This is a genomic window from Acinetobacter sp. BWR-L5, from assembly GCF_039655985.1.
Classification (GTDB): domain Bacteria; phylum Pseudomonadota; class Gammaproteobacteria; order Pseudomonadales; family Moraxellaceae; genus Acinetobacter; species Acinetobacter johnsonii.
Genome location: NZ_JAGFEV010000009.1, coordinates 22,729 through 44,559, shown reverse-complemented (window position 1 = coordinate 44,559; position 21,831 = coordinate 22,729). Strand labels below are relative to the sequence as shown.

General features: G+C 40.9%; 18 protein-coding genes. 6 read left to right on the top strand and 12 right to left on the bottom strand.

What is annotated here, in order from left to right:
• Positions 1 to 4: 4 nt before the first annotated feature.
• The 12 genes from rlmN to JZ787_RS14920 all read right to left on the bottom strand — a co-directional run bounded on the left by rlmN (position 5) and on the right by JZ787_RS14920 (position 12,766).
• Positions 5 to 1,240 carry a 23S rRNA (adenine(2503)-C(2))-methyltransferase RlmN gene (gene rlmN / locus JZ787_RS14975; RefSeq protein WP_004697671.1) on the bottom strand — a complete coding sequence of 412 codons (1,236 nt, stop codon included), beginning with the start codon at positions 1,238 to 1,240 and terminating at the stop codon, positions 5 to 7.
• Between the two features lie 122 nt (positions 1,241 to 1,362).
• Complete coding sequence (gene ndk, locus JZ787_RS14970; RefSeq protein WP_004983508.1) at positions 1,363 to 1,794, bottom strand: nucleoside-diphosphate kinase; 432 nt, start codon at positions 1,792 to 1,794, stop codon at positions 1,363 to 1,365.
• A gap of 110 nt (positions 1,795 to 1,904) precedes the next feature.
• Positions 1,905 to 2,105: a Fe-S cluster assembly protein IscX gene (iscX, locus tag JZ787_RS14965; protein ID WP_004697668.1), complete on the bottom strand. Its 201-nt coding sequence runs from the start codon at positions 2,103 to 2,105 to the stop codon at positions 1,905 to 1,907.
• 90 nt (positions 2,106 to 2,195) lie between these two features.
• On the bottom strand, positions 2,196 to 2,747 hold the full coding sequence (locus JZ787_RS14960) for a phosphatase PAP2 family protein (protein WP_346312726.1): 552 nt from the start codon (positions 2,745 to 2,747) through the stop codon (positions 2,196 to 2,198).
• Between the two features lie 192 nt (positions 2,748 to 2,939).
• Positions 2,940 to 4,220, bottom strand: coding sequence for a glycosyltransferase family 1 protein (locus JZ787_RS14955; protein ID WP_178904923.1), 1,281 nt, complete (start codon positions 4,218 to 4,220; stop codon positions 2,940 to 2,942).
• A gap of 140 nt (positions 4,221 to 4,360) precedes the next feature.
• Positions 4,361 to 4,777 (bottom strand): hypothetical protein, encoded by a 417-nt coding sequence (locus JZ787_RS14950; protein WP_218289244.1) that lies wholly within the window; start codon positions 4,775 to 4,777, stop codon positions 4,361 to 4,363.
• Between the two features lie 13 nt (positions 4,778 to 4,790).
• Positions 4,791 to 7,097: a fimbria/pilus outer membrane usher protein gene (locus JZ787_RS14945; RefSeq protein ID WP_346312725.1), complete on the bottom strand. Its 2,307-nt coding sequence runs from the start codon at positions 7,095 to 7,097 to the stop codon at positions 4,791 to 4,793.
• Positions 7,098 to 7,112: 15 nt separating this feature from the next.
• Positions 7,113 to 7,817, bottom strand: coding sequence for a fimbria/pilus periplasmic chaperone (locus JZ787_RS14940; RefSeq protein ID WP_346312724.1), 705 nt, complete (start codon positions 7,815 to 7,817; stop codon positions 7,113 to 7,115).
• 90 nt (positions 7,818 to 7,907) lie between these two features.
• Positions 7,908 to 8,420 (bottom strand): hypothetical protein, encoded by a 513-nt coding sequence (locus JZ787_RS14935; RefSeq protein ID WP_218289247.1) that lies wholly within the window; start codon positions 8,418 to 8,420, stop codon positions 7,908 to 7,910.
• Positions 8,421 to 9,428: 1,008 nt separating this feature from the next.
• Positions 9,429 to 10,445 (bottom strand): ketol-acid reductoisomerase, encoded by a 1,017-nt coding sequence (gene ilvC / locus JZ787_RS14930; RefSeq protein ID WP_004983494.1) that lies wholly within the window; start codon positions 10,443 to 10,445, stop codon positions 9,429 to 9,431.
• A gap of 105 nt (positions 10,446 to 10,550) precedes the next feature.
• Positions 10,551 to 11,042, bottom strand: coding sequence for an acetolactate synthase small subunit (gene ilvN, locus JZ787_RS14925; RefSeq protein ID WP_004697653.1), 492 nt, complete (start codon positions 11,040 to 11,042; stop codon positions 10,551 to 10,553).
• Positions 11,039 to 12,766, bottom strand: coding sequence for an acetolactate synthase 3 large subunit (locus JZ787_RS14920; RefSeq protein ID WP_035327125.1), 1,728 nt, complete (start codon positions 12,764 to 12,766; stop codon positions 11,039 to 11,041). The genes ilvN and JZ787_RS14920 overlap by 4 nt, the downstream gene beginning before the upstream one ends.
• Before the next feature lie 768 nt (positions 12,767 to 13,534).
• Between JZ787_RS14920 and JZ787_RS14915 the strand changes: the two genes are divergently transcribed.
• The 6 genes from JZ787_RS14915 (at position 13,535) to JZ787_RS14890 (ending at position 21,825) form a co-directional block, all read left to right on the top strand.
• A complete protein-coding gene (locus JZ787_RS14915) occupies positions 13,535 to 13,900 on the top strand; it encodes a DUF4124 domain-containing protein (protein ID WP_148825478.1) in 366 nt (121 codons plus the stop codon).
• 134 nt (positions 13,901 to 14,034) lie between these two features.
• The gene (gene leuS, locus JZ787_RS14910; RefSeq protein ID WP_346312723.1) at positions 14,035 to 16,656 is read left to right on the top strand and encodes a leucine--tRNA ligase; all 2,622 of its coding nucleotides are present in this window, start codon (positions 14,035 to 14,037) and stop codon (positions 16,654 to 16,656) included.
• A gap of 216 nt (positions 16,657 to 16,872) precedes the next feature.
• Entirely contained in the window at positions 16,873 to 17,382 is a 510-nt protein-coding gene (gene lptE, locus JZ787_RS14905; protein WP_010327541.1) for an LPS assembly lipoprotein LptE, read from the top strand.
• 9 nt (positions 17,383 to 17,391) lie between these two features.
• The gene (gene holA, locus JZ787_RS14900) at positions 17,392 to 18,381 is read left to right on the top strand and encodes a DNA polymerase III subunit delta (RefSeq protein WP_010327542.1); all 990 of its coding nucleotides are present in this window, start codon (positions 17,392 to 17,394) and stop codon (positions 18,379 to 18,381) included.
• Positions 18,382 to 18,496: 115 nt separating this feature from the next.
• On the top strand, positions 18,497 to 19,831 hold the full coding sequence (locus tag JZ787_RS14895) for a MacA family efflux pump subunit (RefSeq protein WP_346312722.1): 1,335 nt from the start codon (positions 18,497 to 18,499) through the stop codon (positions 19,829 to 19,831).
• Positions 19,832 to 19,833: 2 nt separating this feature from the next.
• Entirely contained in the window at positions 19,834 to 21,825 is a 1,992-nt protein-coding gene (locus JZ787_RS14890; protein ID WP_346312721.1) for a MacB family efflux pump subunit, read from the top strand.
• Positions 21,826 to 21,831: the final 6 nt, after the last annotated feature.

The following is a 21,831-nucleotide window of genomic DNA, read 5'->3' as shown; positions in this document are numbered from 1 at the left end:
TATATTATCCTTGTGAACGTAGAATCTCGTTTTTCTCTGCTACTTTCTTTTTCCACTGCTCAGCACGACGTGTTCGATCAGCCACTTGACCGACCAATTGTCCGCAGGCAGCATCAATATCATCACCACGCGTTTGACGAATCGTACACACAAATCCAGCATCAGACAAAGTTTTTTGGAAAGAAATAATGCGGTTGCGACTTGAACGACCATAAGGCGCATGTGGAAATGGATTAAACGGAATTAAATTAATTTTACTTGGTAAGTTCTTCAACAGTTTAATCATCTGCTGCGCATGCTCAGGATGATCATTCACCCCATCCAACATCACATATTCAATCGTGACATGCTTACGTGCACTTTCATTCCCGTCTTTAGCGATATAACGCTGACATGCTGCAATCAATTGTGCCAATGGATATTTTTTATTGATTGGAACCAACTCATTCCGTAGTTCGTCATTTGGCGCGTGTAGGGAGATTGCCAATGCAACATCAATATCTTGTGCCAATTGATCAATTTTCGGCACCACACCTGAAGTCGATAAGGTCACACGGCGCTTAGACATACCATAAGCAAAATCGTCTAGCATAATACGCATTGAGCTCAATACGGCATCATAGTTCAGTAATGGCTCGCCCATCCCCATCATTACGACGTTGGTCACCGAGCGCTCACGCTCAGCTACAGGCACATCTTCCATATAAGAATAGTTTGCGACCCACAACTGGCCAATAATTTCATCTGGGTTTAAGTCGCGCTGAAAGCCTTGTTTACCGGTTGAACAGAATGAACAATCCAGTGCACAGCCTACTTGAGATGAAATACATAAAGTACGGCGCAAACCACTGCGATGTTCAGCAGGAATCAATACGGTTTCAACCAAAGAACCTTCGCCCTCACCGACACGAAACACCCACTTACGCGTGCCATCTTTAGAATAATTTTTATGCACCACTTCTGGCGCTTTAATTTCACAGAGCTTTTCAAGTTTTTCACGTAACTTGCCTGAGATATTGGTCATCTCAGCAAAATCAGTCACAAAAAACTGGTGAATCCATTTCATCACCTGTCCTGCACGAAACTTTTTTTCTCCCATATCTTCGAAGAATTTTTCAAGCTGCGGACGTGACATGCCAAGTAAGTTCACTTTCGCAACAGAGTTTTGCTGTGCAGGAGCGGATGGAGATTGTTGCTGTTCAGCCGAAACTGTAGAGACAGCGACCACTTCAGTACTCATGTGTATTACCTAAACCATGTCTAACGATGAAAGGAGAAGCTCAATAAGTGAGCAGAAATTTATTCAGGGAATAAAAAAACCAGATAAGTATAATAACACTTATCTGGTTTGAATACTTCGAATTAACGAGTACGTGGAGCAATCTCAGTCTGAGCGAAGAAGTAGTTAACTTCACGATCAGCAGATGCTACAGAGTCTGAACCGTGAGCAGCATTTTCGTCGATGCTTACAGCGAAGTCAGCGCGGATAGTACCTGGAGCAGCTTCTTTAGGATTCGTTGCGCCAAGGATTTCGCGGTGAGCAAGAACTGCGTTTTCACCTTCAAGAACTGAAACAACAACTGGACCAGAAGTCATGAACGCAACTAGATCAGCAAAGAAACCACGTTCTTTGTGCTCTGCGTAGAAACCTTCAGCTTCAGTTTGAGTCAAGTGTTTCATTTTAGTTGCAACGATTTGAAGACCAGCTTTTTCAAAACGAGCAAAAATATCACCGATGTGGTTTTTAGCAACTGCGTCTGGTTTTACGATAGATAAAGTACGTTCAATAGCCATGATTGGCTCCTTAAGTCAATGTAGACATGAAAATTTTGGCGCATTATACCGACATAATGCACAATTTTCTGCTTTTACTCTGTAAAAAGTTGCTTTTTTCGATGCAAGGATTATCGTGCTTCGTCAATCCATGCCATTTGAATTGCTTCAAGCAAACCTTCAGTCGACTTGGTCGGATCATCACTAAAGTCTGGTAAGGCACATACCCAAGCATGTAAGTCTGTAAAGCGAATCCACTGCGGATCGACATCTGGATGAGCTTCATACAACTCAATAGCAATATCAATAGTGTCTGACCAACGTAAGCCCATGGTGGAGTCTCATCACAATGTAGAAGATGCTGTACTGTAGCAAACTCTGAAATTTAAGCGCTAGTTTGTTTGAGATAAAATTGGGCTTTTTTACAACACGATATTTAAAAATGGTGCACTACAAATTAAAGTAACAGCTACGACTGCACCTATCGCCGCTCCAACCAGCACATCACTTGGATAATGAAGCCCTAAAATCATGCGTGACGCGGCAACCAAAACAGTAAAAGGCAACATGAGCACCAATAAAATTGGCTGTACAAAGCCCAATAAAGTACTGACCATCACCGCATGTAAAGTATGACCTGAAGGAAAACTAAAATGGTCAAGCGGTCGCTCACCCATTCGAATCACTTGATGTACTTGATAAGGTCTTGGGCGAATAGTTTTGATTTTTAAAACTTTATAAATTAAAGTCCCGCACAATGAACCAAGAACCAAATACACGATTTGTAAACTGTACACCAATCCTTGCAACAACCAAGTTAAGGCCAACATCGTGTACCAAAAGATGCCATCTCCCAATCGACTGATCCGCTTAAAACAATTGGCTACGGTATGCGAATGGGAAAAATGATTGAGATAGACACAACCTTTTAAATCTAAATCTAATATTCTTATTTTTGCAGTTTTAAGATTCATACCACTTCTCCTTAACAACAATGTTGAAAGTTCAGCTGGAAAATCATTGTTATATGACGATTTAATGCATCAAAATCGCTTCTCGTTAAGCTCATATTAAAGGGTGTTTTTGACAGTTTGATGATTTAAGTTAAAACTCATCAAAATTACCCAACTCATCTTTATCACTGACGCTTTTAAAACAGCTATTGGCTAAGGTGCTGCCTTAATATTGGCCACATGATATAAGGCTTGCTCAAACTGTTTCACAGGATACTGCCAGCCTACACTTTCAATATCTTGACGTGCTTGAGTTCCCATACATCTAAGCACCTTTTGCTCTGGCAGTTGAATAATAGTCTGCATAAAATGTGCCACTTGTCCAAAAGGACTTAACCACCCTGTTATACCTTGCTTGATATAACGCTGCGGACTGGCATAGTTATAGGCCACCACGGGCAAGCCACTGGACATGGCTTCGAGTACTACATTACCAAAAGTCTCTATTTGACTGGCAAAAACAAAAACATCTGCACTGGCATAGGCTTGAGCGAGTGACTTACCTGTTAAGCTTCCCGTAAAAATCACATCTGAGCCATTTGCCATTTCAGTTAAACGCTTACGATCTGGCCCATCGCCCACAATCACCATTTTCAACTTGCGCGATTGCTGCTTCTTGATATTCAAATAGCTTTGAATGAGGACGTCGACTTCTTTTTCTGGAGATAAACGTCCCACATATAGCAACACAGAAGTATTTGCATCTGCTTGCCAGCACTGACGCAATTGTTCTGAGCGATGCTCTGGATGGAAGCGAGTTGTATCCACCCCTCGCCCAACCTCAACCAAGGGGCAAGTCACACCAAAGGCCTTAAGTTGATTTAACGTCGTTTGACTCGGCACACAGGTGAGTACCGTATGGTTATGAAACCAGCGAAGATAACTTTCAATCGGTTTGACCAGCAAAGCCAAATCAAAGAAGCGACTAAAGTCATGAAACGTTGAATGGAAACCACTAGACACTGGAATTTGATGTGCTTGAGCAGCATACAGTGCCGTCAACCCCAACGGTCCTTCCGTCACTATATGGACCACATCTGGTGCGAAGCATTCAATCGCTTTGCTGACTTTGACATACTGTGGCATACCAAACTGCATGTCGGCATATTTAGGAATGCTTTTTGCCCAAACCAAACACTCCTGTTCTGCCTGAAAGTCGGCACATATGTTTTTTTGTATTGGACGGATGAGCTGAATACGATGTCCCAGTGTCTGCAAACCTTTACACAGTTGTAACAAAGAGTTCGCCACACCATTAATTTCTGGTGACCATGTTTCCGTCACGATGGTTATTTTTAACTTGGGTTTGAGGGTTTCTTCAAGGATAGAGAGTTCTTGCTGAATATTATGCCGATGTTGTTGTTTGAGGTAAAACCGCTGTGTTTCTGGAAAATTGTGCTGTTTGAATAATTTTGTTGTCATTGAACCGATCATGCTATTCCAAACTTTTCTTATTTTCCCTCAAGTTTAGTTAAACTATTTGACAGTTTGATGATAACCATCATCTAAATAAAAAAGATACCTAATTTTTATAGGTATCTTCTTATCAGCCAAATGCATATAGAACCCTCATATTAGAACATCAAGTTAATATACAAATTGTCTCTATACTCCCCTGCGGGTGTATAAGCACTAGGAGGATCAACCAACTGAACTAAAACAACAAACTTATTTCGTTCAGTCGCTGGTTGGAAAATTGGAGCATTCCAGCGAGAAGCTGTTGCCCCTGAAATATTCATTTGAGTTCTTAATCTATTGTTTCTCTCATTGATCAAGAAGCTACTCCCCGAAGCACTTGTCAAATTACGTGTATTAAATTTGATTGCGTAATTACTATCACATGCTACTGAAAACGAGGTGGCTGCTTGACTCAAATAAGAAGCATTCAAGTTGAGTTGTGTTGCTACTAAATTCTCGATTTGACATTGTTTTGCATACAAAAAGTTGCTTGTCGACAATAACATGATAGCCAGCATAATGACTTTTTTCATATTATTTCTCCTCTCATTGGCATTCGAAGATGATTGTGCGAACATCTTCACTCGTTTGCGCTTCTGTCACAACCAACTCAGCATTACATGTTTTAGAATCTGCTGTCTTGATTTGTAACGTATACGTTTTTGGCACTAGACCATACAAAGTAATTGTTCCATCCGAACCAACTGGATAAAGCTCTCCCTCCTCATTATTAATATATAACTCCGAACCCGCTAAAAATACTTGATTTGATTGACCTACAAGTGGACGAATCGTCACTTGTTTTGCATGATAAATTGGAAAATCAATGGTATATCCCCGCTGATTTAATGTAGCAATTTGTTTAGATGAATACGGTATCTTGTCTTCAATAGGCAACTGATCCACATCAAATGAAATATCATATTTCACATAAGGAATAATCTCATGCACAAATGCATAACCTTTGCTATTCGTTTTATTTGCATAAGTTAAAGAACGCAAAACATCAATATCTTTATAATCACCTACTTTCACCAAAGCAAAAGCATTATCCACACGCTTAGTTAAGCTAAACTTCCCATCCAAAAAGACCATTGCGCCTTTATAATTAACTTGAGAGTCACTCGAGTGCTCACCTTGAATATGATATAGATTAAGGTCACCGATATTGGTTTTCACAGTAGCATTGGCATTTAATACAGTTTCACTATCACGATAATCTGCCCCAAAATTGTAATCCACACCTACCTGACTCGAATCATTTTTAACAAATTGTAAGTTCGCACTTTTATCCGCAGAAGCACTAAAGTAGACCGACTTATCATCAAAGTTATAACTAAGAGACAAAATCCCACCTGAATCCTTATTATCCCCAAAATTATTAAAATAGCTTAAACCAAATGTAAACCCATTCCTAAAACTTCTATTAAAACCAACGGTAATTAACTTTTGATCTGCTGAATTATTCTGGGTATTTTTATAGTGGCGCTGCTCCGCATAGTTAATATTAAAATTACCAATATAAGGCAAATTACTAATTCCAACATATGCCAAATTTTCAAACTTTGGGTAAGTAAAAGTAGATTCGAGCTCATCGCCAAGAAAAATAAAATCTTGGTCATTATATTTTGTACTTAACCCCAGAGATACTCTACCAAAATCTTTACTGGCTGAAAGTCCATAGGAATAGTTCATATCATGAGTAGCATCATGTGAAGCTAAAATCACACTATCTAACACTAGATAATTAGACACCCCTTGTGTCCAAGTAAATCCTACATTTTGAATATCTTGACTATAAGATAAATTTGTACCAAGCGTAGTGGAATTTGAAAGACCTCTTCGATAATAAGTATTTGCAAAGAAATCGCGATAATCTCCACTATCTGTAGAATAATTATATCTTAACTTACCTAAAGCAACATTATACTCACTTAAACCAGAACGAAGTAAACGATTCGTCACCATAATGGGAAAGTTCTGTACACTTCGATTTCCTAACACATCCTCTACCACAATTTGGGCATTGCCTGCTTGCTGAATCTGGGCACCTGTTTGCAATGCATAGTCACCCGGACTAACTCTCTCACTATAGATTTTTGTTCCGTTAATATATAAATCAACTGTTGATGGTATTCGCGCACTTCCCTGTAATACAGGCAAATTCCAATAGATAAAGTCTGGTCGTTCTGTATAGTTCGTTCCCCAGCTTAGTCCTGCAAAACGAAGTGAGTTGATTAATGGATTAGATGCTGTTGTTGTATCCCCCAAGGTAAGGCGTGTCATTTTTTCTGGAAAATCAATATCTAAACTACTACTTAATCGTACAACTCCATCCTCCTCTGAAGAGTTTCTATGAATCAAAGAGTTTTTTAATATCCAATAATCTTTAAAAACCCCTAAATCAACTAAGCTATTAAATCCATCATCATGATCACTATTTGTGGTATATAAGAAATCATAATTAATAAAACCACCAAAACTTGCTTTCTCTGGTGTTAAGCTGTTATTAATTCCACCTGCATTTTGTGCAAAATATTTTGTCGGAATATCTATTTTTATAGATTGTGAAGCTTCATCAAATACTGAATTTACCTCACCACCAGAAACCAAACAGTAGTTATCTTTATTAGTCAGTTTTACAAATCCAATAACATCAATATTTCTTTCTTTTAAAATATTACAGTCAATATAATACTGATCATCCTTTTGTATGAGGTCCACATCAATGGCATGATCAAGCCCATTAATCCATAAATTTGCAATTCTTTCTTCAGATTTAATTTCAACAGCTGTAACATTTAATGAAATAAAAAAATTAATCAACAAGAGTACTTTAGTATTAGTTCTCATAAAAATTCCCCTTATCTAATTTGAGAATTTCAACTCCACCACATCATCATTTTTATCTGAATTAAATTGAATAATATAATTTGTAGATTTTTTCAGTTGAACATCCTTTAAAGCATAAGAGGTACTCTTTTTAGCCAACAAATACTTCATTTGCTCACTTTTATAAATGACTCTTTTATTCGTATCTAAGACTTTCAAGTTGCTTATTCTAATGTGTGAGTTTGCATCATTTTTTACAATTAAGTGATCAGAATTGGTACTAAAATTTAACTTTATATTTTCTTGCAGCCCTACAAATAATGGCATATTAAAACTAACTAAGAAGTTAACCGTTGACCCTTTAGTCGCTTGCTGCATTTCATTAATTATAATTCGCCATGTACCTTCCTGTCCTTGCGATAAAACTGAGTCAATTGGTCGATTAAAGCCTACTCTTATCACTTGCTTTGCATTTGGTTGCAAAATAAAATTTTTGGGGTTAATTAATAACGAACTATCCGCCTCATAAAGATCTTCCCCCTTATCATTTTGAGTCCACTTCACTGCATTCACTTCAAAAACTTTTTTTTCTGCTTCATCTTTTGATTCCAACGTGACAGTAGTCGTTCTTTTTTGATCTTTTCCAGAAATGTAAAGCTGAACTGGATCTATCGAAACGCCCGCATGTATTTGTGAAGTACAAAACATAAAAAAACAGCAAAAACCCATGATTTTATTCATATTTTATCTTCCTCATTATTTTTATGCTAAATAACCCAATCCAATGTTTCCATCAGATCAGGTTATTTTATATACTATTACAAAATTAGTTTAATAAAAAACTTTAATTTTATAAGTATCAGTATAATCACCAGCACGTTGACTTGCGCTTACTGCAGGATTGTTCACGATAACATTATAGCTATCAGTTGAAACACCATCATGATTTGTGTTCCCCCAAGGTATAGCACCAGGTGAACCCACTTTATTCGTTGTAATAGAAGTGAACACTTTATAAGTTGTACTATCTGCCATCAACTTAACGTAAGTTGTAGGGTTAGTACCTGCATTCTCAGTTTCTAAATTGAGTACATATGGAGTATTTGTAGTAATTGTATAGCCAGAGCTTTTATTTCCGCCCTCATGGCTCAGTACAATTGGACTTCCTCCTTTAATCTCACATTTTTTTGGTACGTTAAGTTTAATTGGAATATCTTTTTGACAACCAAGAGAAGTACAATTAGACCATTTATCGCCGCCTCGATCTGCATCTTCTGCCAAAACTGCCGTAGACGCAGCACCTAATAGTGTTGCAACTAGCGATGCTTGTAGTAATTTATTCATAGCTATTCTCCGAGATTTTTCTTCTAAACCAAATTAATTGTTATGGTGTTTACCCTTAATCAAACTGGGCCTTGCATGGCTACCAAGCTTTTCTTAAGTGTGTGTTTATTCTAATTGTTCTGTACAAAAAACCACCTATGCACCCTTTTTCACTCAAATAGAGGACCAACTTTAAAACTCCAAAAAAATAAAATTAAAATAATGTTTTTATTTCTATTTTATTTATTAATTAACTTTATAAATCCCTAAAAATAGTTACACCACTTTCAGTGATGCACAATTTTAGTGCTTTTTTATATTTTAAATAGATCTCTGTTTTATTTTAGAAATTCACTTTTACATTTCATTACATCTTCAGTTGGATAATTTCTTAAATCGCTAAAAAATTCATTTTTCATCTTTTTTTTACTTTATATTTCCATTAATTCTTTAATTCAGGCCGATCATCTAGCTAAAATCCAAAGTTTATTCACATGCTATTTACCCAATTCCAGTGATTGAACAACATAACTAAAATCACATAATCAAGTCTTAAATTTACATGACCCACTATTTTAGAAATCTAAATCTCACACTAAAAACCCAAACGTAAGCATAAGTACACTTTGTTGAGAGTTTCATTTATTGCAATAAAGCCCATAGATACGTTATTAGTCCAATAGTTTATTAAAATAAATGCTGCCTATTTATCTAGCCCCAAAATGGAATGATCGTTGACTCTATTTAATGCTTTTGAATACGGGTTATATCAACTTATATCTGTGTAGCAATATCCATATCAGCATCCCATTTGTACTCACAGCTTTTTAGTCAATAACTTTGCCCTACTTAACAAATTAGTAGCAGATCAATAAAAAAACCCTGCCGAAGCAGGGTTTTATTACTTAAAATCAGCTAGATCAGAACCTTAGTTCTTCTCTTTATCTACGATCTTGTTCGCTTGAATCTAAGGTACGAAAAAAAAGGGAAAGCATTGCTTTCCCTTTTTTAAAGGCACGTAACGTAACCTTAGTTCTTTTCTTTATCTACGATCTTGTTTGCTTGAATCCAAGGCATCATCGCGCGTAACTTACCACCTGTTACTTCAATACCATGCGCTGCGTTTTGACGACGACGCGCAGTCATTGATGGGTAGTTCAACGCACCTTCGTTGATGAACATCTTCGCATATTCACCAGATTGAATACGTTTAAGTGCATTACGCATCGCTTCACGAGACTGTTCGTTGATGACTTCAACGCCAGTTACGTATTCACCATATTCAGCGTTGTTAGACACTGAGTAGTTCATGTCCGCAATACCACCTTCAAACATTAAGTCAACGATTAACTTAAGTTCGTGCAAGCATTCGAAGTAAGCCATTTCTGGTGCATAACCCGCTTCAACCAAAGTTTCGAAGCCCATTTTCACCAATTCAACTGCGCCACCACAAAGAACTGCTTGCTCACCGAACAAGTCAGTTTCAGTTTCTTCACGGAATGAAGTTTCGATGATACCTGTACGACCACCACCTACACCAGAAGCATAAGAAAGTGCTAGGTTACGTGCATTACCAGACGCATCTTGATGAATCGCGATTAAGTCAGGAACACCCGAACCACGTTGGTATTCAGAACGTACTGTATGACCTGGTGCTTTGGGTGCAACCATGATTACGTCAAGGTCAGCACGTGGAACAACTTGGTTATAAAGAACAGAGAAACCGTGAGCAAATGCTAACGTTGCACCTTCTTTGATGTTTGGCTCAATCACGTCACGGTAAAGTTGTGATTGAAACTCATCTGGAGTCAAGATCATGACAACGTCAGCTTGAGCAACTGCAGCAGGAACTTCAGCAACTTTAAGACCTGAATTTTCAGCTTTTTTCCAAGAAGTAGAACCAGCGCGTAAACCTACAGTTACGTCTACACCAGAATCTTTAAGGTTAAGCGCGTGTGCGTGACCTTGTGAACCGTAACCAATGATCGCTACTTTCTTAGATTGAATGATAGATAAGTCGCAGTCTTTATCGTAAAAAATTTGCATTGCTGTCTCCGCTAAAATGCTTGGTATTCTGTAATTCCATCAAGGGGTTTATTGTTTGATGAAATCCTCCTCTTTCTCAAAAGGAGGTTGAATCGTGTTAATTAATTAAATGGTTAAAACTTTTTCGCCACGCGCGATGCCTGAAACACCTGAGCGTACAACTTCTAGGATGGTGTTTTCTGCTAACGCATCAATAAAACCATCAATTTTTTCAGTCGTACCCGCGATTTGAATGGTGTAGGTCGTTGGGGTGACATCAACAATTTGCGCACGGAAAATGTCCGCAGTTCGTTTGATTTCAGCACGTGCTGAGCCAAGTGATTTAACTTTAATCAACATCAGCTCACGTTCAATGTGCGCACCTTCAGACAGATCAACCACTTTCACCACTTCAACCAATTTGTTGAGCTGTTTGGTGATTTGTTCAATTTTATGGTCATCGCCATAAGTCGTTAATGTCAAACGAGATAAAGTCGGATCTTCGGTTGGTGCAACATTTAAAGTCTCAATGTTATAACCACGTTGAGAAAATAAACCCACCAAACGAGAAAGCGCACCAGCTTCGTTTTCTACAAGTACAGAGATAATGTGTCTCATGACGTGCGCTCCCCTTTACCTAACCACATATCTTGCATTGACTGACCTGCAATAAGCATTGGATAAACATGCTCTGTACGGTCAACCATCACATTAATAAATACGCATTTATCGTTGATCGCCATTGCTTCAGCAAGCTTCGACTCTAGCTCATCCGCATGGTCAATTTGGATGCCAACATGACCATAGGCTTCCATTAATTTAGGGAAGTCAGGCAATGAATCAATATAAGAACTTGAGTGACGTCCTTCATAGTTCATATCTTGCCACTGCTTCACCATTCCTAGAGCTTGGTTATTCAAGCAGAGGATTTTTACGTTTAGGCCATATTGCTTACACGTCGAAAGCTCTTGGATGCACATCTGAATCGATGCTTCACCTGTGATACACACTACTTGCTGATCGGGGAAAGCCAATTTCGCCGCCATCGCATAGGGTAAACCAACACCCATGGTACCTAGGCCACCTGAGTTAATCCATTGGCGTGGACGTTTATACTTGTAATAGTTCGCACCAAACATTTGATGCTGACCTACATCAGAAGTAATGATCGCATCACCATTGGTGATTTTATCCAACGCTTCCACTACTTGTTGTGGTTTCATTACGCCGTTTGCACCAGACTCATAACGCATGCCATGAACTTTACGCCATTCATTGATTTGCGCCCACCAAGCAGCGATATCTTCAGGATTTGGTTTAGACACATTCATTTGTTTCAACTGTGTCAACATTTCTTGAAGGACAGGTTCTACCGCACCCACGATCGGGATATGCGCCATGATGGTTTTTGAAATCGTCGCAGGGTCGATATCAATATGAATCACTTTGGCATTTGGACAGAATTTTGCTGGATTATTGGTTACACGGTCATCGAAACGCGCGCCGATACACAAAATCACATCAGCATTGTGCATGGTCATATTGGCTTCATAAGTACCATGCATACCCAACATGCCAATAAACTGCGGATCATTGCCAGGAAAGGCACCAAGCCCCATCAAGGTATTGGTGACTGGGAAGCCCAAAATATGTGCCAATTCAGTTAACTGTGCAGAAGCATTGCCTTGTACCACGCCACCGCCAGTATAAATCACAGGACGTTTAGCGTGAATCAACTCTTCAATCGCTTTACGAATTTGACCTGAGTGACCACGATGCGGCGGTTGATACGAACGCATCTTCACTTTTTCTGGGTATTCGTAAGCAAATTTCTCAGCAGGATTGGTTGCATCTTTTGGAATATCGACCACAACTGGACCCGGACGACCAGAAGCTGCAATATAAAATGCCTTCTTAATAATCGAAGGAATTTCGCTGGCATGGCGCACTTGGAAACTATGTTTTACGATCGGACGAGAAATACCGACCATATCTGTTTCTTGGAATGCATCTTCACCAATTAAATGTGACGCAACCTGACCTGACAAAATCACCATTGGGATTGAGTCCATATAAGCCGTTGCAATTGGAGTCACAGTATTGGTTGCACCCGGACCTGAAGTCACGAGGACCACACCCGTCTTACCTGTTACGCGTGAGTAAGCATCTGCCATATGACCAGCAGCTTGTTCATGGCGCACGAGGTAATGATTGATTTTGTCTTGTTGAAAGAACGCGTCGTAGATATGTAAAACTGCGCCGCCTGGGTATCCAAATACATGTTCAACGCCTTCGTCCGCCAATGCGCGAACGAGCATTTCACCACCAGATAAAAGTTCCAACGTGATTCACCCTAATCTTTATCACTGCAATGGTGGAAGGCACCAGCAGTGTTTCATTCATTGATTGTCTGCACTGTTATAGCACACATATTTCTTAGTTTTCATAGCAATAGGAAAAAATTCTGATCTGTATGCTGTTTGAGCAATATGAGATCTAAAACGTGTTGGGATAAACACATTTTTTTACTTTGTTCACGGTCTCGGCTAGAAAGCGTGTCCATTGCATGAAATGACACTTTATCGAAGGGTGATCGAGTAAAGGCATATAAAACTAAAGACAGCATTTTTAGGAGTTTCGTGACTAAAGTCAAGTTTAAAAATTAGCTTTTTTTTGTTTATTTACAGAGCGTTTATTTTTTATTCATCACGGACAAACAAAACTGAGCTGCTTTTTCTTGGTTTTTAGTGCAAAAACAAATAGATTTCTATTTCACTGAATTTATTAATAAAAAAACATAATAAAACCCATAAATAAGTTTAATAAGATATTCACCCAAATTTAAATCCAACATCTATCTCAGGTTTTTTCATTTTTAAGTGTAGATCAGCATTTGTACATCAGGTTTTAGCACAACCTTCTTATTTTCATACTGTGTCATAACGCATATTTCACACTTTAAACTGAGGATTTGACCTGCAAAATATTTCAAAAAACTCAGATGAAAAACGCATCAAACACTGCTTATTGCTCTAAAATTGGCATAAAATAACGACAACGATAAACCCGATAAAATCCAATGACTACGGATATAAAAAGGACAATGGTAGATGAGTATTCAGTTTGCAAGAATGGCAGCATGTTTGGTGGGGATGGGGCTTGCAATGGGCAGTACACAAAGCTTTGCCAAGACGTATTATAAGTGGGTTGATAGCCAAGGCTCGACACATTACACCACAACACCTCCACCCAAAACAGCAAAGAAAAAGGGTAAAGTCGATACCTATGGTTGGAAAAATTCGCCACAAGCTGCTTCACCGGAAGCACCCCCACCTGCCAATATGCCAAATACCGTACCAGCTCCCCCCAATGCTGTACCAAGCGCAGCCCCAGCACCAGCGGTTGATTTAGAAAATCAACGACGTGAAGCGAATGAAGCACTTCAACAAGGCCAACAAGTCCGCCCTGCGGTTTAATCATTCCGTACGGTTCCAGATTTATTTTCAGCTTGTTTAATTTCCTGCACAAAACATAGCGCAAAATTCACTTTTAGGTGCATTTTGCGCTATGCTGTGCAACAAACTTTTTAACCATTGTTCTACATACGTATATGACTACTCACATTGACCCTGAATATCAAGCGAGCGCGATTGAACCTACCGTCCAACAAGACTGGGAAGCTCGTAAAGCCTTTAAAGTTGCCGACTCTGTAGAAGGTCCACGTCGTTATATCCTCTCGATGTTCCCTTATCCAAGTGGCAAACTGCATATGGGTCATGTGCGTAACTACACTATTGGTGATGTCATCAGCCGTTTCCACCGCCTCAAAGGGGAAACTGTCCTGCAACCTATGGGTTGGGATGCTTTTGGTTTACCTGCTGAAAATGCGGCAATTGCACACCAAGTTGCACCTGCAAAATGGACCTTTGAAAACATCGCATATATGCGTGACCAATTAAAAAAACTAGGTCTATCAGTCGATTGGGATCGTGAATTTGCAACGTGTACCCCTGAATACTACCGCTGGGAACAGTGGTTATTTGTACAACTTTATAAAAAAGGCCTTATTTACCGTAAATTATCTACCGTAAACTGGGATCCTGTGGATCAGACGGTACTGGCCAATGAACAAGTTGAAAATGGTCGTGGCTGGCGTTCAGGTGCATTGGTTGAAAAACGTGATATTCCAATGTATTACTTCCGCATTACCGACTATGCGCAAGAATTATTAGACGATTTAGATACCTTAAAAGATGGTTGGCCACAACAAGTCTTGACCATGCAACGCAACTGGATTGGTCGCTCACAAGGGATGGATATCACCTTCCCTTCAGCGAATCCTGACGTATATGCAGATGGCTTAACAGTATTTACGACACGTGCTGACACCTTAATGGGTGTGACTTATGTTGCAGTTGCAGCAGAACATCCAATGGCGCTGAAAGCTGCGGAAAATAATGCTGAACTTAAAGCATTTATTGAAGAATGCCGTATGGGTTCTGTGGCTGAAGCTGACCTTGCCACTGCTGAAAAGAAAGGCATGGCAACAGGTCTGGCGGTGAAGCATCCTGTCACTGGCGAAGAAATTCCTGTTTGGATTGCCAACTACGTGTTGATGTCTTATGGCTCTGGCGCAGTGATGGCTGTACCTGCACACGACGAACGTGATTTTGAATTTGCCAATAAATACGGCTTAACCATTAAACAAGTGATTGATGCTAAAGGCGCAAACGATGCAGACTTTGATGCGGCACAATGGCAAGAATGGTACGGCTCTAAAGAAGGTAAATTAGTCAATTCAGCAGAATTTGACGGTTTAGACTTTCAAGCTGCTTATGATGCGTTCCTTGCAAAATTAGAACCAACAACTCTTGCAAGCACCAAAGTTCAGTTCCGTTTACGTGACTGGGGTGTATCGCGTCAGCGTTATTGGGGTTGCCCAATTCCAATGATCAACTGTGAAAAATGTGGTCAGGTTCCTGTACCTGAAGAGCAACTTCCAGTGGTCTTACCAACTGATGTCGTACCTGATGGCTCGGGTAACCCATTGAACAAGATGCCTGAGTTTTATCAAACCTCTTGCCCAAGCTGTGGTGGCGAAGCACGTCGTGAAACTGATACTTTAGATACCTTTGTAGAATCATCTTGGTACTATGCACGTTATGCATCTCCTGATTTTACTGATGGTTTAGTTAAACCTGAAGCTGCTCAAACATGGCTTCCAGTAAATCAATACATCGGTGGTGTTGAACACGCGATTCTGCACTTACTTTATGCACGCTTCTTCCACAAATTGATGCGTGATGAAGGTGTAGTACAAGGCAATGAACCATTTACCAACCTGTTAACTCAAGGTATGGTCTTGGCAGACACTTATTACCGTGAAGCTGAATCAGGCAAGAAAACTTGGTTTAACCCTGCGGATATCGACCTCGAACGTGATGAAAAAGGTCGTATTCTATCTGCGAAATACCAAGGCGATGGTCAAGACGTGGTTGTTGGCGGCCAAGAGAAAATGTCGAAATCGAAAAATAACGGTATCGACCCACAAGCCATTATTGATCAGTACGGTGCAGATACAGCACGTGTATTCATGATGTTTGCAGCGCCACCAGATCAATCACTTGAATGGTCTGATGCAGGTGTGGAAGGCGCAAACCGTTTCTTGAAACGTGTATGGCGTTTGGTTGCCAGCTTCCTTGAAAAAGGCAATGCAGCATTTGCAATTGATACTGCTCAACTGTCTACAGAAGCACAAGACTTACGTCGTAAAACGCATGAAACCATTCAAAAAGTGGGTGATGACATCGAACGCCGCCATGCCTTTAACACGGCTATTGCAGCAATGATGGAACTGTTAAATGCGAACAATAAGTTTGAAGCGAAAAATGATAATGATGTTGCGGTTGCTCGTGAATCGATTACGACGCTTTTAACTTTACTTGCGCCATTTGCACCACATTTAAGCCAGACTTTATTGGCTGAATTTGGACTGGACTTAACCAGCGTGTTGTTCCCGACTGTAGACGAATCTGCACTCACACGTAATACGCAAACGATTGTTGTTCAAGTGAATGGTAAACTGCGTGGCAAATTAGAAGTGTCTGTCGATACATCGAAAGATGAATTGCTTGCACTGGCTAAAGCATTGCCAGAAGTTCAACAATTCTTGACAGGTCCAACCAAGAAAGAAATTGTGGTGCCAAATAAATTAGTGAATTTGGTGGTTTAAGGCCTTTGAACCTCCCTTTTATAAAGGGAGGTTTGGTGGGATTTTATTAGAAAATCTCCCTTGCGAAGCATTGCTTCTCACCTCTTTCAAAAAGAGAAGGAACTGAAAACGATAAACAAAACCCAAACAAAGCCCGTTGCCAGTCAACGGGCTTTGCACATACAATCACGACATATTATTTTTCTTTTATCAAAAAGAGCAAACAGAGGACAACACATGCATTTAGGCAAACGTTTGGCAGCTATTGTTTTAACTTGTGGCCTAAGTGCTGGCTTGGTCGGGTGTGGCTTTCATTTAAAAGGCACCAATCCAAGCGCAACACCGATTGCTTATTCAAAAATGAATTTGGTGCTTCCGAAGAACTCCGATGAATTGCATGAAAAATTGGCCATTTATTTAGGTGCGTCGGGTGTACAGCTGAGCAGTGGTTCAGATGCCTATGTGCTTCGCGTGCTAGATTATAAACCGCAGCGTTTAGAGTTGAACGGCAAACTGATTGAAGTGTTATTGCGCCTCAATGTCACCTTCCGTATTGAAGATGCCCAAGGCCGTCCAATCACTGAACCACGAACCGTAGTTGCAACGCGTAGTTATCAATACAACGTTGAAACCGTCAACACCGATGACCAAGAGAAATACTACTTGAATCAAGTCATCGTAGATGATGTCGCTCAGCAAATTGTGCGTCAGATTTCTTCGAACCGCCTACCACCAGCACAGCAGTAAGGTTTAACAATGAAACTTGACTATTTGCAGGCCCTAAAACGTGTCGATGAAGCTCGCGGCGCGTGGATTATGCAAGGTCAAGAACCATTGCTTGAGCAAAATTTACTGGATGCCTTTCGAGCAAGTTGGCAAAAGCAAGAGATTGAACGACAACGGCATGACATCAACAATGTCAATGACTGGAAAAATGTCTTTAATGCACTCAACAGCTTGTCCTTATTTTCAAGTCAGCTTGCCATTGAAGTTCATGGCAATATTAAGCCCGATGCTAACGCTTTAAAGTTGCTAAAAAGCTATATCCAAAGCAATGAACAGAACTTGCTTTTGGTGGTGATGCCAAAACAGGACAGCGCCAGCCTAAAAACGGGCTTTTTTCAAACGGTTGAAGCCAATGGAGTGCATGTTGCCCTGACCGCGAATTATCCGCGTGACCGTCAGCAGATTTTAAGCATTGAAGCAGATAAGCTTGGGGTTAAACTGAGTCAGGATGCATGGCAGTGGTTAGAACAACACCATGAACACAACTTACTCGCAGCTAAAAATAGCTTAATGCGTGTCAGCGACACCTTTGCCGAGGTTGAGCTGATTCAGATTGATCATTTACATGCCTGCTTACAAGATCAGTCCCGCTATAGTACGTTCGATTTAAGTGATGCTCTGCTCGAAGGCAATCTGGCGCAATCGATTAAAATTTACCAATACCTGATTGCCTCAGGTGAACCCCTCAGTTTGATTTTGTGGAGCATCAGTAAAGAAATGCGTTTACTCATGCAACTGTTTGAGCAACCGCAAAATGCACTGCAACTGGGGATTTGGAAGAATAAAGTCAGCGTCTATCAACACGCCTTACGTCGGCTGAATCCGCAGTGCTTTTTAACGTGGCCCAGTCTCCTGCTTCGCATCGATGCTTCGATCAAAGGTTTGGGGCATGAAAATGCGGAACATATCGTGATGCAAGCCATTGCAACGCTGTGTGGAAAGTCACTCTTTCCCGCTTAAATTACCGCAACGAGTCTTTTTAAAATAATAATCATTTCTATTTGTTCAAAAAATTCACGATTTATCCGTATTTCGCTTTTATACTATCTGCAATTCTGTTTACTCCCTGATTCCAATGCAAAAAATAAAAGCTGTCAAAATGGTTATCGCGGTACTGTGTGTTGCCGTACTTGCTTATGTCGCGTGGACATATTTCAAACCAAAACAAGAACAACCACAGTATATTAGCGAATCCGTCACTCGTGGTGATCTTGAAAATACGGTATTGGCGACAGGTACTTTAGATGCAACCAAACTGGTGAGTGTCGGCGCACAGGTCTCAGGTCAAGTACAGAAAATGTATGTGCAACTGGGCGATGAAGTTAAACAAGGTCAATTGATTGCACAGATTGATTCAACCACCCAAGAAAACAGCTTTAAAACAGCAGAAGCCAATATTAAAAATTTGCAGGCGCAGCGTCTACAACAAGAAGCCAGTCTTAATGAGGCGCAACTGGCATATAAGCGTCAACAACAAATGTATGCACAAGATGCTACATCAAAAGCAGAATTAGAATCGGCTGAGGCCAGCTATAAAACAGCACAAGCACAGATTAAAGCCATTGATGCACAGATTGAATCTGCAAAAGTAACCAAGTCGACCGCACAAACCAATATCGGTTATACCCGCATTGTGGCACCTACTGATGGTACTGTGGTGGCGATCGTGACTGAGGAAGGTCAAACTGTAAACGCCAATCAAAGTGCGCCGACTATTGTTAAAATTGCAAAATTGCAAAACATGACCATTAAGGCGCAGGTCAGTGAAGCGGACATCATGAAAGTTGAAAAAGGCCAACAGGTTTATTTCACCACTTTAGGCGATGACAGCAAGCGTTATGCTAGCCTACGTCAAGTTGAACCTGCACCAGACTCGATTACCGATGAAAGTACCACCAGCACATCAACCAGTACAGCCATTTACTATAATGCTCTGTTTGATGTACCCAACCATGATGGCAAACTGCGTATTGATATGACGGCACAAGTCTATATCGTGCTTGATTCTGCACAAAATGCGTTATTAGTGCCCTCTTCTGCGATTTCAACTCGTCCTGCAAATGCAAAGCGTAACAGCAGTTCAAATACGCAAGCTGCGTCATCGACACAAAGCAAATCGGACTCAGACCGACCTCAAGGTCCACGTCTTGAACGTCTGAATTTAAATGCAGCACAACAACAATTGGTTAAAGAAGGCAAAGCTACGCTGAGCGTAGTTCGTGTCTTACAAGCGGACGGCTCAGCTCAACCCAAACAAATTTTGGTGGGTATCAATAACCGCGTCAATGCACAAGTGCTTGCAGGCTTAAAAGAAGGCGATCAAGTGGTGATTGCAGACAGTTCGGAGAACTCTGCGGCTTCTGCCAATAGCAGCAACCGCCGTCGTAACAGTCCACCAATGGGAATGTAAGCATGACCAAAAAAGCCTTGCTTGAAGTCAGCAATTTGGTGCGAGAGTTTCCAGCTGGCGAAAGTACTGTCCAAATTCTCAAAGGCATTGACCTAACCATTTACGAAGGTGAATTGGTTGCCATTGTCGGTCAGTCGGGTTCAGGTAAATCGACCCTGATGAATATTTTAGGCTGTCTCGACCGCCCGACCTCAGGGAGTTATCAGGTCAATGGTCGCGAAACTGGCAAACTCGAACCGGATCAGTTGGCCGAATTACGTCGTGAGTATTTTGGTTTTATTTTCCAGCGTTACCACCTTTTAGGCGACTTAACCGCAGAAGGTAATGTTGAAGTCCCTGCGGTTTATGCAGGGGCAACACCATATGCGCGTAAACAACGTGCCACTGCTTTACTGACAGAATTAGGACTGGGTAATAAAACTCAAAACCGACCAAGTCAACTTTCTGGGGGACAGCAACAACGCGTCTCCATTGCACGTGCGTTGATGAATGGCGGTGATGTCATTCTCGCTGACGAACCGACAGGTGCCCTAGACTCGCATAGTGGCGTGGAGGTGATGCGGATTTTGCGTGAGTTAAATGCCGCAGGCCATACCATTATTTTGGTCACCCACGATATGCAAGTGGCAAAAAATGCCTCGCGGATTATCGAGATCAGCGATGGGCAAATCATTGCAGACCGTGTCAATCAACCTGAGCACGACACTGAACTACACAGTGACCCTGATGCTGAAACGGCGATTTCTGCCCAGCAAGAAAAAAATAAAAGTGTCTCTGCATGGCGTTCTCTGCTTGATCGCCTAGGTGAAGCCTTCCGTATGGCACTTTTGTCGATGAATGCACACCGCATGCGAACCTTTTTGACCATGCTCGGCATTATTATCGGGATTGCCTCCGTCGTGACAGTGGTGGCTTTAGGAAATGGGTCACAACAGCAGATTTTAAGTAACATCAGTAGCTTAGGTACCAATACCATTACGGTGTTCCAAGGTCGCAGTTTTGGTGACAACTCCAAAACGGCCAACTTTAAAACTCTTGTTCCTGCCGATGCTGAAGCGCTCGCCACCCAACCGTATGTGAGTGCGGTTAGTCCAATGGTGAGTTCATCCAAAACCATTCGCTATCAACAAAGTGAAGCCAATGCCACCATTAATGGTGTCGGCGGTGATTATTTCACAGTGAAAGGCCTGACCTTCAAAAATGGACAAACCTTTGACCAGCGGAGTGTCCGTGACCGTACCCAAGACGTGGTCATTGATACCAATACACAAAAACAGTTTTTTAGTGATGGTAGCAGTCCGATTGGGCAGGTCGTACTTTTGGGCAGTGTCCCTGCACGAATTATTGGTGTAGTCGAACCACAAACCAGTGCTATGGGTTCCGATGATACGTTGAATGTCTATATGCCCTACACCACGGTCATGAGTCGTATGCTCGGTCAAAGTAATGTGCGTAATATCGTGGTGCAAATCAACGATAAGTACTCCACCAGCGCGGCTGAAAACGCAATTGTGAACTTACTCACCTTGCGTCATGGCCAACAAGATGTGTTCACCATGAACAGTGACAGTATTCGCCAAACCATTGAAAAGACCACCAGTACCATGACTCTGCTGGTTTCCGCAATTGCCGTGATTTCTTTGGTGGTGGGCGGTATTGGTGTAATGAATATTATGTTGGTTTCAGTGACCGAACGGACGCAAGAAATTGGGGTTCGGATGGCAGTGGGTGCGCGTCAAAGTGATATTTTGCAGCAGTTCCTGATTGAAGCCATTTTAGTCTGCCTGATTGGTGGGGTTTTAGGCGTGTTGCTCTCGCTGGGTCTAGGACAAATCATTCAAAAATTTGCTGGGGGCAATTTTGGGGTTGCTTACTCAACCACGTCTATTATCGCCGCATTTGTATGCTCGACTTTAATTGGTGTGGTGTTTGGTTTCTTGCCTGCAAAAAATGCAGCCAAACTCGACCCTGTTGCAGCACTTGCCAGAGAATAAGGAAAA